Annotated in this window: 15 protein-coding genes; all 15 read left to right on the plus strand. The window is 35.0% G+C overall.

Translation table 11 applies throughout. The annotated features are described in order from the left end of the window. Positions 1-4: 4 nt before the first annotated feature. Complete coding sequence (locus EO083_RS00330; RefSeq protein ID WP_126992244.1) at positions 5-556, plus strand: hypothetical protein; 552 nt, start codon at positions 5-7, stop codon at positions 554-556. Beyond that, positions 507-1,793, plus strand: a complete 1,287-nt coding sequence (locus EO083_RS00335) for a phage terminase large subunit (RefSeq protein ID WP_126992245.1) — start codon at positions 507-509, stop codon at positions 1,791-1,793. Before EO083_RS00330 ends, EO083_RS00335 begins: the two co-directional genes overlap by 50 nt. Before the next feature lie 13 nt (positions 1,794-1,806). Further along, positions 1,807-3,045 (plus strand): phage portal protein, encoded by a 1,239-nt coding sequence (locus EO083_RS00340; RefSeq protein ID WP_126992246.1) that lies wholly within the window; start codon positions 1,807-1,809, stop codon positions 3,043-3,045. Further along, a complete protein-coding gene (locus tag EO083_RS00345; RefSeq protein ID WP_126992247.1) occupies positions 3,014-3,817 on the plus strand; it encodes a structural protein in 804 nt (267 codons plus the stop codon). The genes EO083_RS00340 and EO083_RS00345 overlap by 32 nt, the downstream gene beginning before the upstream one ends. A 14-nt stretch (positions 3,818-3,831) precedes the next feature. Continuing rightward, positions 3,832-4,098: a hypothetical protein gene (locus EO083_RS00350; RefSeq protein ID WP_126992248.1), complete on the plus strand. Its 267-nt coding sequence runs from the start codon at positions 3,832-3,834 to the stop codon at positions 4,096-4,098. A gap of 21 nt (positions 4,099-4,119) precedes the next feature. Next, on the plus strand, positions 4,120-4,755 hold the full coding sequence (locus EO083_RS00355; RefSeq protein WP_126992249.1) for a DUF4355 domain-containing protein: 636 nt from the start codon (positions 4,120-4,122) through the stop codon (positions 4,753-4,755). A gap of 17 nt (positions 4,756-4,772) precedes the next feature. Next, a complete protein-coding gene (locus tag EO083_RS00360) occupies positions 4,773-5,861 on the plus strand; it encodes an SU10 major capsid protein (protein WP_126992250.1) in 1,089 nt (362 codons plus the stop codon). Between the two features lie 62 nt (positions 5,862-5,923). Next, positions 5,924-6,127: a hypothetical protein gene (locus EO083_RS00365; RefSeq protein WP_126992251.1), complete on the plus strand. Its 204-nt coding sequence runs from the start codon at positions 5,924-5,926 to the stop codon at positions 6,125-6,127. 13 nt (positions 6,128-6,140) lie between these two features. Continuing rightward, a complete protein-coding gene (locus EO083_RS00370) occupies positions 6,141-6,611 on the plus strand; it encodes a hypothetical protein (RefSeq protein ID WP_126992252.1) in 471 nt (156 codons plus the stop codon). Further along, entirely contained in the window at positions 6,608-7,078 is a 471-nt protein-coding gene (locus EO083_RS00375; RefSeq protein WP_126992253.1) for an HK97 gp10 family phage protein, read from the plus strand. Before EO083_RS00370 ends, EO083_RS00375 begins: the two co-directional genes overlap by 4 nt. Then, complete coding sequence (locus EO083_RS00380; protein WP_126992254.1) at positions 7,071-7,430, plus strand: hypothetical protein; 360 nt, start codon at positions 7,071-7,073, stop codon at positions 7,428-7,430. Before EO083_RS00375 ends, EO083_RS00380 begins: the two co-directional genes overlap by 8 nt. A 14-nt stretch (positions 7,431-7,444) precedes the next feature. Further along, a complete protein-coding gene (locus tag EO083_RS00385) occupies positions 7,445-8,410 on the plus strand; it encodes a phage tail tube protein (protein WP_126992255.1) in 966 nt (321 codons plus the stop codon). A 16-nt stretch (positions 8,411-8,426) separates the two neighbouring features. Further along, on the plus strand, positions 8,427-8,792 hold the full coding sequence (locus tag EO083_RS00390) for a hypothetical protein (RefSeq protein WP_126992256.1): 366 nt from the start codon (positions 8,427-8,429) through the stop codon (positions 8,790-8,792). Next, complete coding sequence (locus EO083_RS00395) at positions 8,776-9,258, plus strand: hypothetical protein (RefSeq protein WP_126992257.1); 483 nt, start codon at positions 8,776-8,778, stop codon at positions 9,256-9,258. The genes EO083_RS00390 and EO083_RS00395 overlap by 17 nt, the downstream gene beginning before the upstream one ends. A 5-nt stretch (positions 9,259-9,263) precedes the next feature. After that, on the plus strand, positions 9,264-12,995 hold the full coding sequence (locus EO083_RS10125) for a phage tail tape measure protein (RefSeq protein ID WP_373277285.1): 3,732 nt from the start codon (positions 9,264-9,266) through the stop codon (positions 12,993-12,995). The last annotated feature ends 1 nt before the right edge of the window (position 12,996 follow it).

Here is a 12,996-nt window from a genome sequence, read left to right on the forward strand (position 1 = left end):
AGATATGCCAGTTATTCATAATAAACAATGCAAAGTATGTAATAGTGAACATAGAACAGAAATTGAAAAATTACTTGCAGAAGGGTGGGGAACGAGAAGAATCTCAAAATGGTTGAAAGACAAATACAATGAAAGCATTTCCGATAATGCTATTCTCAATCACAAGAAAAAACACTGGAATGTTAGCAAGGAAATCAAAAAGCGTGCAGCACAGAAAGAATCTGAACAGTTGTTTGAAGAGGAAGTTAAAAAAGGAATTACAAGACTTGAAACGTTGAAAGTAGAACGAGAACAAAATTTTGAATTAGCGAAGCAGCTTAGAATGATCTTCTTTGATTTGATTAAAACAGGAGATTGGAAAAGGATACATCCAGAAACTTTCAAAGCCATGCAATCTTTGTATAACACTGCCACCAATCAAGTACGTTATACAGCAGCTGAAGAATTCAAACAACTTGACCAAGACACAGAAGATCCATTTGTCAAATTAATGGAGTTGATAACTAATGACCAAGAGTCAGATGGAGATGATAGCGAGGAAACTCAAGAATCCTGAAATGTTCGTTAAGCTGTTATTTGGATATGACGAAATAGCGGAGAAGCAACGTGAAATTTTATACATGAACGGTTCAACTCAGGTAATATGTGCAGGTAGAAGATTTGGAAAGACAAACTATGTAGCGGGAAAGATTTTTTATTTTGCAACGTTTAATCCAAGAAGCCATATTATTGTAGGCGGTCCATCTTTAGATCAGGCAAGAATTTACTATGACTTACTAGAAGAAGCACTAGAGAGATCACCGTTAAAAGGTTTTGTGAAAAAGTCCAAAGACTCACCTTTTCCAACTATCACGTTAAAGAATCATTCAGTTATAACAACAAGATCTACGGCATACAATGGAAAGTATTTGAGAGGTAGGAAAGTTGATCTGGTTGTACTTACAGAAGCAGCTTTTATAAAAGACAGCGTCTATGAGCAAGTTATAACACCAATGAAATTAGATGCTGGAGCACCTGTTATTCTGGAATCTACACCAAACGGAATGAATTACTTCTATGAAGAATACCAGCGTGGTTTAAAAGGAGCAAACAGAACAGTATCATTACATGCAACTGTGTATGATAATCCGTTTTTAGATCAGGAAGAAATAGAGAATGCAAAAGCAAAAACACCAGAATATGTTTGGAGGCAGGAATATTTAGCTGAGTTTGTAGATGACGATTCTTCATTCTTTCCTTGGAAGGTATTGGTTGAAGTATTTGAAGATTATAAACCTGCTGGATATAAGGAAGGACATACATATACAATTGGCGTTGACTTGGCAAAGTATAAGGACTACACGGTGATTGTTGTACTAGACACGACAGAAGAGCCGTACAAGATAGCAGAATTTCACAGGTTTAATCAGATACCATATGAAGAGATCATAAAGCTTGTAAATGATATTCAAATTAGATACAACGGGTTTGTGTTTCTGGACGCAACAGGTGTTGGTGATCCAGTAGCGGAAAGAATAAATGCATGCCAGCCGTTTGTATTTTCCCAGAAATCAAAAAGTGAATTACTGCATAACTTATTGCTTGTGATGGAGCAAAAGAGAATTTTACTGCCATCATCAAATATAACGTTGCGTGATGAATTGAGATACTTCAGAAGGATTAAATCTGGAAGTGGCTTTAAATTAGAAGCTCAGGAAGGCTACCACGACGACTGTGTAATGGCTTTAGCACTTGCTGTTTACGGTGCGACAAACAAACAAGAAGCAAAGAGCTTTAATCTGGACATTGTGTAAGGTGGTGAAATAGATGGCGAAAAACTATAACGAATTATTTAATCTGTTTTATGGTGAATATACCGAAAACTATTGCAAACAAAAAGGATTGTTTATAGATTACGACTCAAAAGGAAACTTAAAACACATTACAAAAAGCCTTGTAGATTACGCATACGAGATCATATCAACAGATTATTCACTTATATTCGGCGACAATTTTGAACTTGTAGTACCAGATAACGAAAATGCAACAAACAGACTAAATGAATTATTGAAACAAAACAACTTTGATAAAACTGCAAGATTGTTTGTTATCCAGGGCTTGATTTTAGGAGATAGTGCTTTAAAAATTGGTCGAGACGACAACGGGCAGATAAGAATAGGGATTGTAAACCTTTTGAATGGAACACTCAACTATGTTATGGAATACGGACAAGTTGTAGTTTGGGTGTACGAATATGCAATGAAGCACCAAGATGGAACATTGAGTGTTAAGGAAGTTTACACCAAAGATAGGATGCAATTGTATATTGACGACAAGCTGGTAAAAGATATTCCAAACAGATACGGTGAATTTTGGCTTATACATGTAGCAAATATGCCGAGTTTAAAGGATCCTGTGTGGGGTGAAAGTGAGCTTGAGAGAATAGGAGATACCATAGACGAGATGAATTCTACTTTATCCAGGATTAGTGCAATTGAAGATATATATGCAAAACCAAGAATCATAGCAAGTGGAATTAAGGACGCTTCAAATCTTAAACAAGAACACAATGTATGGTCCACTCCAGACAATGCGGAACTGAAAATCCTGGAATATAACGGAAACGTTATTCCTTCAATGCTTGAAAAATATGAAAAGTTAGAAAACTATCTCAGAAACAAATGTCCTGAACTTATTCTGAACGACCTTGGCAATATTTCTGGATATGCCTTAAAGCTTAAACTATCCAAACTTATCAAGAAGATTAAAAATTATAGATCCGTTTATTTTGAAGGTATTAAAAAACTCGCAAAGCTTGCACTCGCGATGGACGGGGTCGTTGTTAACGAGGTACAAGTGAATGTAGATCCTGTAATTCCAGCAGATGAAGTAGAAGACTTGAACAAATGGATTAATTTAATCAGCATGGGATTAGTCAGTAAAAAAACAGTTGCTGAAGCATTAGGTTTTGACTACGAAAGTGAACAGAAAAAAATTGAAGAAGAAAACAGCTGGTATATGGAGATGATGGGCAATGAACCTGGACAAAAACCTAAACAGGATTGAGCGAAGACTGATACAACGTAATTTATCACTTTTAAAGCAACTACTTGAAAGATTAATTGGTCTGTTGATGACAAACGAAATTGGCACAAGAACTTTAGAGTGGTTAAAGATCCAAATTCAGCAACAAACAGAAAGCTACATATCAGAATTTGAAAAATATTTAAACAAGGAGCTGCTAAATACATTTAGTATGTCTAGTAAATTAGCTCATTCAACAATTAACCAACCATTTTCAGGTGTACCTTCAAATGCTATGTTGTGGTTTAACGAAAATTTTATGAGTTTTGAACACACTGTTATGAAGAACTACGCAGGCGATCTAATGCGAATAATTGAAAACACACTTACAGCAGGAATAATATCTGGAGCGCCTAATGATGTACTTGCAAAAATTCTTATAAAACAAATTCCACCAACGGCAAAACGGCGTATAACTGTAATGGTAAGAGATCAAGTTGGTCATGCAATGCAACAAGGAATTTGGAGAACGTATGTAGAATACGAAGAAGTAATTGACAAATTCAAATGGTCTGGTCCAAGTGATTCAAGAACCACAACATGGTGTGCAAACAGAAAAAAACTAACGCGGGAAGAACCATGGACTAAAAGTGAAATTGAACGATATATTGAAACCAATCCACGTAAATTAAAAAGTCTAGAAATCCGAGCAGATCATGGAACGTTTTTACATCCACATATTCAATGTAGGCACAGACTGTTAGCTTTACCAAAGCCTGCAAAGTTAATTGTAAACCAATTTCTAAATCAGTAGTGAGGTGGTGATTCATGACTGATGTTTTAAAAGACAGGACTTGGAGTAATGTACCACCAGTAGGCTCTTCAAAGCGTGAAGATATGCCAGCACATGTGTTTTTAGATTCCAAAAACAAAAGATATCCATACAAAAAATATGTTGATGGGAAGTGGAAAGTAAGCTGTGCTGGACTACTTGCAGCATACAGAAGAGCCATGATGAATAAAGATGCAGAGATAGCAAGCAAGGCAAAAAGTCTTGCAATTCAGTACAAATGTCCTTGGGCAAGTAAAGAATAAGAATAAAAGGGAGGTATTAGCATGAGTGAATTGGAAAAGAGGGGCATTGACATCCAACTCTTTGCAGAGGGGGATGAAAATGCAACTCAACAGGAACAAAAGCCAGCAGAAAACGCAAGCCAAGAAGAAGCAATAAAAGACGATGGAGATCCTATTGAAGTATTAAGAGCAACAGCTATACAGCTGGGGCTCAATCCTGAAGATGTTGCGATTATGACAAAAAAGGAACTACAAAGCCAGATTGATAGTGCGGTTACTAGAGCAATTAAAACAAGGGAGGAGAAATTAAAGAAGCAGGCAGAAATAGAGAAGATGAAGGAAAAAGGTCAATATGAGCAGTTATTGAGGCAAGAAAGAAAAGAAGCACTTGAAGATCTGAAAAACACATACTTACAGGCAAAAGGACTTCCAAACGAATTTGGAGTATTGATCAACGTAGATCCGTTATCTGATTTATCATTAACCGAAGCTAAAGAACAGTTATTGGAAACGTTAGAATCTGTTGCCAAAAAAGTAGAAGAACTAATAGAAGCCAGAGCAAACGAAAGAGTAAAAAGTATGGAAGCTGGAACTTTTACTAACGCAACCAACATACAAAAAACTTTGCCAGATAATCCTAAGGAAGCCCTACGTGCAATTTTCAATCAAAAAAAGTAAAAAGGAGGTAATGAAATATGGCTACAATTACAGGTATGGTGACTACTTACAATGTTGCTGAAAATAAGTATGATGTATCTCCAGTATTGTCAAAACTTCAGCTACCACAAACACCATTGTTAAATGTTATTGGGATAGCCAACGAACCGGTGAACTCTACTAGATACGAATGGTGGGATGATGTATTACAAGTATTAAAAGTAAGTCTTGCAGCTGCATATACTGCAGGAGGTGGCTCTTTAACTGTAGAAAGTGGTGCGGGAAAGAAATTTAAAGTTGGTAACATAGTCAAAGTCGAAAATTCAATCTATAGAGTAACAGCAATTAATGGAGATGTCTTGTCTATTTCAGTTGTTGCTGGCGATGCAAACCATTCTGCTGGAGTAGATGTAGAACTTATTGGAGACGCTCAACCTGAAGGTCAAGATTACACTGATAGCAATTATGAACAAAAAATTAAGAGGTATAATGTTACTCAAATTTTCTCCGATTACGTAAAATTCTCAGGAACACAACTTGCAGTCAAGCAATGGGTAACCGAAGATGTATTTTTAGATGAAGTGCAAAGAAAACTATCAAAACTTAAAATCTTTCTTGAAAGAACTGCATGGCTTGGTATAAGATTAGATCCACCAGACAATAGTGCTCCAAGAATGTTAGGAGGTATAAAATACTTTATAGACAACGATGGAATTACAGCAACAAATTCCTGGAGCGAGGCAAACTTTAAGGCATTCTTAAAACTTATATATGATGCAAACGGACCTATTGTCGAAGCATGGATGAACGCAAGCACAAAAGAATACTTTAATTCACTCAACAGCGACAAACTAATAGTTACACAAAATGAAAGAACTTCTGGTAGACTGATCGATGCTTATTTATCGCAATACGGCGAAATTAAATTAAGAACTTCTCCACATATACCTGAAAATATGATAATAGTTTTTGATCCAAGTAATGTTAAAATTAAACCACTTAACGGGAGACAAATGGCATATGAACCACTTGCAAAAACTGGAGATAGTGTAAGAGGACAAATTGTAGGAGAATACACACTTGAATTTAGAAATCCTGATGTAGCTGGAATATTCTATATCCAATAATTCCAAGGGGCTTTGTGCCCCTTTTTTTCTATGAATAATTCAATCTTTAAGGAGGCGAAAAAATGAAATATGAATTTACAGGTAATACAAAGTTTGTAATTGTAAATGGCAAAGCTTATCATGTTAAATCTGAAAAAGACAAAAAATTTGTTGAAATTCCTGATGATATAAAAGTTAAAGAAAAATTTTTAAAACCAATAGAAGTTAAAAAAAGTAAAAAAGACAATGTACAAGAAAAGACAGAAAAGGAAGGCGAGCAAAAATAAGGAAGTGATGTAAATGACTAATCTGGAATATCTAAGAATGAAAATTCCTGATAAAGATTCTATAAACCAGATCTTCACAGATGCAGAATTACAACAAATTATAAAAGATAATTCAGAAATCAAATTGATAGTTGCAGAGCCAAAGGATTTTGAAGGGAAGATATACCAGATACCGTACAGACATTTAGATGAAACCTACACAGAAAGAGTGTTTATAGACAGCATTGAAACAACAGACTTTACACTAGACAAAGAAACGGGCGAGATTACATTTCCAGAAGCAGTAGATGGGGTCGTTGTAGTTCAGGCAAAAATTATAGATTGGAATAATGCTCTTGCTGATTGTTATGAAATGATTATGGGAGATTTTCAAAAACTCAATTCCTACTCAATACAGAATGCCTCACAGCAATATGATAACACTAAACCACATCTTAGGTATTTAGCAAATTATTACAGAACCGCACGCGGGTGGGATTTATGATTGACATCAGTGTTGACAAAAAACAGCTGGTAAAAATCAGAAGGTATGTATCAGATGACAGATTTCGTGAAGTCTTGCGTAAAGTTTTATTGGCAGCAGGAATGGAACTTGAAGATATGATTGTTGAAAACATATATGAAAGAGCAACTAATACAGGTGCTTTAGCTCAAAGATGGACGGTGAAAGACTTGAGTTATGATAAGGTGAAAGTGTTTACTAACATGCAATATGCTCCGTTTGTAGAGTATGGTACCAAACCACATAGAGCACCATTTGAACCAATTTTAAAATGGGTACAACAACAATTGCGGATTAGAGGAAAGAAAAGTAAAGGTGTAGCATGGGCTGTATGGCGAAAAATAGCCAAACAAGGAACTCCGGAAAAAAGATATTTGCGTGATGCTTTAGAAGATTTCAATTTGAATAAATGGATAGATGAACTTATAAGGGCGTGGGAAAATGTATAGTCAAATACAACCACTAATAACAGGCTTGCAGGCGTATTTTGATAACGTTTCATTAACAGATGATAAAGCACTTCAAAAACCAAATAACGCAGTTATTTTTATTGATAGAGTTGTACCAGAATATTTAACCTCATCCAGGATCCGAAAAACATGTGAAATGGCAATTATGTTTTCAATTGATGGAACAGCAGATACTGCATATCAAACTGCAGATACAAAGATTGCAGATATTGAAAGCGTTCTGGAAAGTTCATTTAATTATTATGAGATCCAGGAAATTCAATTCGGCTATGTCAACAACCTACATAGATTATTTGTGTTTGCACAATTTACCATACAATGGGAAGAGTAATGGAGGTGTGAAATATGGCTTACACAGGCTCAAGATCCAGTGTACTACTGGGTGTTGAAAGTACATTTGGAACCGAAGCAACAGCAAAATACAAATTACCATTTAAAAGTGAGAGTTTAAATCATAAAGTTGATGCAATAAAAAGTGAAGCTTTACTTGGAGTAAGAGGGATTAAATCATTAGCTCCTGGAAAAATTGGCGCTGAAGGCTCACTTGAAGTAGAACTATATCCAGAAACTGCAGGTGTTTTGTTCTATCTTGCATTAGGAAAAGCTGCTCTTGTAGATCCAGACTCAACACCATCTTCGGGAGATGAATATACACAAATTACTCCAATTGGTCTATCTGAAGATTTGCCAAGTGCAAGTATAGAAGTAAATCACTCAGGGCAGAGCTTTAAATACTTAGGTATGAAACTAAATCAACTCAGATTCTCTGGAAGCGTAGGAGCAATTCCAACTGTAACTGCTGATTTTGTTGGTAAGGAAGAACTTTCAGGTGCACTTACACAAGGGACACTAACCACACCTGGCGATGATCCATATTACTTCAAAGAACTTATGCTCTACACAGACGAATTTACAACTTCAACGGATCTTTATTCAAGCGTAGAACTTTCAATTAACAATAATTTAGATACCGACGATTACAGATTAGACGGAACAGGAAAAAGGAAATCACTTGAAGCTGGTACATTGGAAATTACTGGGTCAATAGATATCATTTTTGGTCCAACAACAGTTTCTGGAGAATATACCGAATTTAAAAACTTTACAGAAGCGGCACTTGGAATTGAACTTGCAAAAGATGCCACAAATACGATTCAAATTTACATTCCAAGATTGCTATTCTCCAATATGACACATGATATTAGTGGACCAGACAAGATAATGCTAAAGGCAGAATTTACAGCACTTATTCCTCTTTCAGGTGATATTATAAAAGTTTCTGACTATACCAATGCAGTTGGATCATATTGATATGAGGGGTGATTAAATGGGTTTATTTGCTTCTAATGAAACTGTGAAACTTTATATCAAAGACAAAAAGGTGGTAAACAAAGAATCGGATACCTGGATCGAGGTACCAAAGGAATTAACTGCAGAATTAAGAGAAGAAGCTATGGAGATATTTAAATCCTCAAAGATAGAAGTTACTAGAGACGGAAATGCAGTAGTAGATTTTGCAGCCCTAAACACAATACCATATAAATTTTTGACAAAAGTAATCAAAAGTTGGAGTGAATCTGTTCCTGTGAATCTGGAAAATATGAAGAAGATAGAAGCAACTACATTGTTAAACATCTGGAACAAACTACAGGAGATGTACAATCTCGGTGGTAGCAATGCTTTTGGAGTATAAAGATGGCTGGATTGAGTACAAAAAATTAACTGTAAGAGGACTTGAATTACTAAGGAAAGGGAGAGTTATTGAGGCTCTCCCTTTTCATATTATTAGATGGAGTGAAGACGCTCCAATTAATGTAAAAACATGTGGAATGCTTGATCCAAAAGTAGTTGAAGAACTGAAACGAAAATTACTTGAAAGTGTTGATCCAATATTATCTTTAGATAAACAAATTTTAAAGAGATGGCTTACGTTGATGATAAAAGGGCAAACAATAAGAACTTCAGATAGAGAAATTTTTCTAGAAATACAGCAAAATTATTTTCAATATGCATTGTTGTACACGGATCATAAGGGAAATATAATCAATCTTCCAGAACAAGGCGGAATTTTAGATCAACCAGCCGACTGGATGTTTTTCTTATTAGCTTTCAAAACGTCTTTTGTAGAGGAACTTGCAAATAACAATAAAGGTAGGTGAGATATATGCCAGCCAATGAAACATTAAGTGTAACAATCAAAGCATCAGATTCAGCAAGTCCAGTATTAAAAAGTGTTTCACAAAACCTTGATTCATTTCAAAAGAAAATAGAATATGCAAGGCAAAAACTTCAACAATTCTCAACAGCAATTAATACTGCAATAAAATACACAGCAGCGTTTACAGGAGCTTTAGCTGGTGCAGTAAGTGCTTCAACTTATTTTGCAGCTAAAGTTGAAAAATCCTTCCAGAATGCAAGAACAATGATGAAAATGACACAAGAACAGGCTCAATCAATGCAAAAAGCTTTATCTCAACTTTCAATTCAAAGCGGAAAATCATTAGACGAATTAAATAACGCACTATACATGCTCGGTTCAGCTGGTGTACGTGCTGACAATGCTTTAAACGTTTTAAAAGCTACTACAATTTCATCAATTGCTGGTGCAACAGATTTAACAACAGCATTTCAAGGTGCAATCGCAATTATCAATGCTTACGGTATGAGTATAGATGATCTTACAACTGTATATGCAATGCAATTTGAAGCAGTTAAACAAGGGTTAGTTACATATGAAGAATTGGCAAGAGACTTTGGACAACTCATACCATCAGCAAGAAATTTAGGTGTTAGTTTACAAGAAGCATTAACAGGATATACCGCGTTAACAACCGCGGGATTTGGCTCATCAGAAGCAGCAAATGCAGCTGAAGGAGCGTTTCAGGATTTAATGCAGCAGGCAGAGAATTTCAAGAAGCTCGGCGTTGATATATATGATGCGAACGGACAATTTGTTGGATTAACCAAAGTTGTAGAACAATTGCGAAAAGCCATGCAAGGTTTAACAGACGATGAAAAACGTGCATTACTTCAACAACTTAATTTGTCAGAAACAGGCACAAGGGCTCTTTTAACTTGGGTAAATAACTACGAAAAGTATCAAGAGGTATTACAAGGTATAAAAGGTGATACAACAGCATTAATGGAAGCGTATAAATTGCAAACTCAGTCCGTTTCGTACCTACTCGATAGATTAAAAGCCAGTATTGGAGCATTAAACATAGCGTTCTTTAATGCAATAAGAACGGGTGTGGTTGATTTTTTGAGCAAGCTAATTGCTGGAATAAGGCAGTTAACAAAGTGGATTGACGTAAATAAAGAAACAGTAGGAAAAGTAGTTTGGGCTTTACTCAGATTGGGGGCTACTTTAATAGGCATATTAGTATCTTTAAAACTATTTACACAACTTGCACAAATAATGATGTTTGTATTAAAGCCAATGAATTTACTTATATTAGCTGTTGTTTCAGCCATTTACTTAATATGGGATGCTCTGCAAAAACCAGGCCAAGGTGGAATATTGAATTTTATTAAAGCTATATTTGATGGTTTTAGTTGGTTTGTTGGATTTTTAAAAAGAGTATTTTTGAAAACAAAACTACTTGCAGAAAGTTATATAAAGAGCGGTATGAATTCTTTTTTGGCTTGGCTTAAAGCAATAGCCGTTGAAGTAGGTAGAATAATAAAGTCTCTTATAGATGAAATTATGGGAGGTTTATTAGGTGAAGAAAGATGGGACAAGATAAAAGAAGCAGTAAAAGCAATTATTGACGGGCTAACTAACAAAGAAGGTATACCTGTTTTTCTCAATTTCATTCTTACTGCAAAAGAAGAAGAAACCGGAGAAACAGGTGGTGAAGGAACAAAGAAAAAGAGTTTGGTAAGAAGATTATTAGATTGGGCTGCATCTGGTGTAAAAGATATTTCATTTACCGTTAGTGCTGTATTAAAAGAAATTCCCAATTGGTTAAAAGATATTCTCGAAGGCGTTAAAGATACTTGGGAATTAAAATTAAAACCTGTTTTAGAAAGTACTTTTGACACAGCAAAAGAAATTGTACTAAAGTTTATACAAGGGCCTGTTACCGTTGCACAATGGATCATAAATGGTGTTAAAGAGATAATCTTGAAATTTAAAGAGGCAACACATCAATCTTTTGATTGGCTTATTAATGGAACACAAATTATAACAATAAAACTTGAAAAAGCTTGGGATAAAGCATTTGATTGGCTTGCCAATGGTATTCAAAATGTAAAAATAATGCTCCAACTTGGCATTCCTAAAAAAGAATTTTCTGAAGAAAAAGATAAAAAACAGGTTAAACACTCTGAATTAGATTTTTCATACAATGGAAATATTAATATTCAAAATCCTATGTTTAATCTAACAGGTGAAGCTGCTTCAACTATAAACACTGTAGATAATAAGATAAGAGTAGAAAAACGGACAGGAACAAATTTTTTCCCAAATGGTATACCGGCAATGTTAATGCCTCTACCTGATTTAATGTCCGGAATGATTTTAGGCGTTTTAGATAAAATATTCGGTTTTATAGGCCTAGGAAATTCTTCAACATTCAGTTTAGGGCTGGGATTAGGATTTTTTGCAGAAGGTGGATATACAGGATCTGGTGGCAAATATGAACCAGCTGGAATTGTACATAAAGGTGAATATGTAATACCTGCAAATATAGTTTCAAAATATCCAGAATTAGTTGCAATGTTAGAAAAATTAAGATTGAAAGGATATGCAGAAGGCGGTCTTGTAGATTTAGTTATGAATTATGTATTTGGCGGTGGAGTTGTTAACGATATTAAAACAATAGCAAATGCAGTTCAAACAATTGCAGATCTTGTAAAAGAAAGCAATCCAGAAATGGCAGAACAATTGGAATTAATTGCTAAACAAATGGGTGCTCAAAGTAAAATTACATGGAAAGCAACTGATAAAGAAACCCCGTATTTAAAAGGTTTTAGCATATTCACAAACCTTGCTAACTTCTTACGAAAAATGGAAAGTAAAGGGCAGGAAAAAGGAATAAACTTCGGAGAATTAATTGATAATTTAGGATTCAAACTTAATAAAACTTTTACCCAAATACAAGCCAATGCAGAAAACTTTGTGTTAGGTATAAAACATGGCTATGAAGGATTTACACAGATAGTAAGTAACATGGACTTTAAAGCCGTTGCACTTGGAATGGTCAGGTCAATTCCTGATGTAATTGGCAACACATTTGGAGCAATAGTAAATGGTTTAAAAGGCGCTTTTGGTGGCTTACTTCCTTTTATTGAAAAATTACCTATGGTTCAACAACTGTTAAATCCATTAACAACTATCTTGAGTGCTGCAATGGATGTTTTAGGACCAATTATTGAAAACATGTTAAAACCATTTGTAACCATTCTTAAAGTTCTCGGAAATGTTTTAGGCACATTGTTAATGCCTGTTTTACAAATAATTCAACCGCTTCTCATTATAATTGCCCAATCCATTGCATGGGTTTATAACACAGTACTTGTGCCAATAGCAAGAGGCATTTACTTTATTTTTGGTCTTGTAAGAGAAGGATTTGTAAGGCTATATAACTGGATAGCTGGTAGTTGGATAGGCAAATTACTTGGTTTACAAAAGATGGCAGAAAAATCTATGGACCAAATTTGGAAAGAAGCACAGGAAAAAATTCCAAATATTGATTTAAACACAATGGAAACAAGTAATCTAACACAAGAATACACTGCAAATGTAACACGCTCAGGTCCAGAGACTGTATATAACATAGTAAATCTCTACGCAGATGAAAGCTTTATATTAGATAGCAAAAGCAAGTTCTATGATTTCTTAGCTGAAGCAGTACAAGAACTTATAGACACAGGACAAATCAAATTCGCATAAG

Origin of the sequence: Thermosipho globiformans, assembly GCF_003990895.1 — a bacterium.
Lineage (GTDB): Bacteria > Thermotogota > Thermotogae > Thermotogales > Fervidobacteriaceae > Thermosipho > Thermosipho japonicus.

What these genes read in the sequence shown, in the direction of transcription:
- EO083_RS00395 (WP_126992257.1), top strand. Translation starts at nt 8,776, where the DNA reads ATGCTTTTGGAGTATAAAGATGGCTGGATTGAGTACAAAAAATTAACT.
- EO083_RS00355 (WP_126992249.1), top strand. Translation starts at nt 4,120, where the DNA reads ATGAGTGAATTGGAAAAGAGGGGCATTGACATCCAACTCTTTGCAGAG.
- EO083_RS00340 (WP_126992246.1), top strand. Translation starts at nt 1,807, where the DNA reads ATGGCGAAAAACTATAACGAATTATTTAATCTGTTTTATGGTGAATAT.
- EO083_RS00350 (WP_126992248.1), top strand. Translation starts at nt 3,832, where the DNA reads ATGACTGATGTTTTAAAAGACAGGACTTGGAGTAATGTACCACCAGTA.
- EO083_RS00335 (WP_126992245.1), top strand. Translation starts at nt 507, where the DNA reads ATGACCAAGAGTCAGATGGAGATGATAGCGAGGAAACTCAAGAATCCT.
- EO083_RS00330 (WP_126992244.1), top strand. Translation starts at nt 5, where the DNA reads ATGCCAGTTATTCATAATAAACAATGCAAAGTATGTAATAGTGAACAT.
- EO083_RS00360 (WP_126992250.1), top strand. Translation starts at nt 4,773, where the DNA reads ATGGCTACAATTACAGGTATGGTGACTACTTACAATGTTGCTGAAAAT.
- EO083_RS00345 (WP_126992247.1), top strand. Translation starts at nt 3,014, where the DNA reads ATGAACCTGGACAAAAACCTAAACAGGATTGAGCGAAGACTGATACAA.
- EO083_RS00390 (WP_126992256.1), top strand. Translation starts at nt 8,427, where the DNA reads ATGGGTTTATTTGCTTCTAATGAAACTGTGAAACTTTATATCAAAGAC.
- EO083_RS00365 (WP_126992251.1), top strand. Translation starts at nt 5,924, where the DNA reads ATGAAATATGAATTTACAGGTAATACAAAGTTTGTAATTGTAAATGGC.
- EO083_RS10125 (WP_373277285.1), top strand. Translation starts at nt 9,264, where the DNA reads ATGCCAGCCAATGAAACATTAAGTGTAACAATCAAAGCATCAGATTCA.
- EO083_RS00375 (WP_126992253.1), top strand. Translation starts at nt 6,608, where the DNA reads ATGATTGACATCAGTGTTGACAAAAAACAGCTGGTAAAAATCAGAAGG.
- EO083_RS00385 (WP_126992255.1), top strand. Translation starts at nt 7,445, where the DNA reads ATGGCTTACACAGGCTCAAGATCCAGTGTACTACTGGGTGTTGAAAGT.
- EO083_RS00370 (WP_126992252.1), top strand. Translation starts at nt 6,141, where the DNA reads ATGACTAATCTGGAATATCTAAGAATGAAAATTCCTGATAAAGATTCT.
- EO083_RS00380 (WP_126992254.1), top strand. Translation starts at nt 7,071, where the DNA reads ATGTATAGTCAAATACAACCACTAATAACAGGCTTGCAGGCGTATTTT.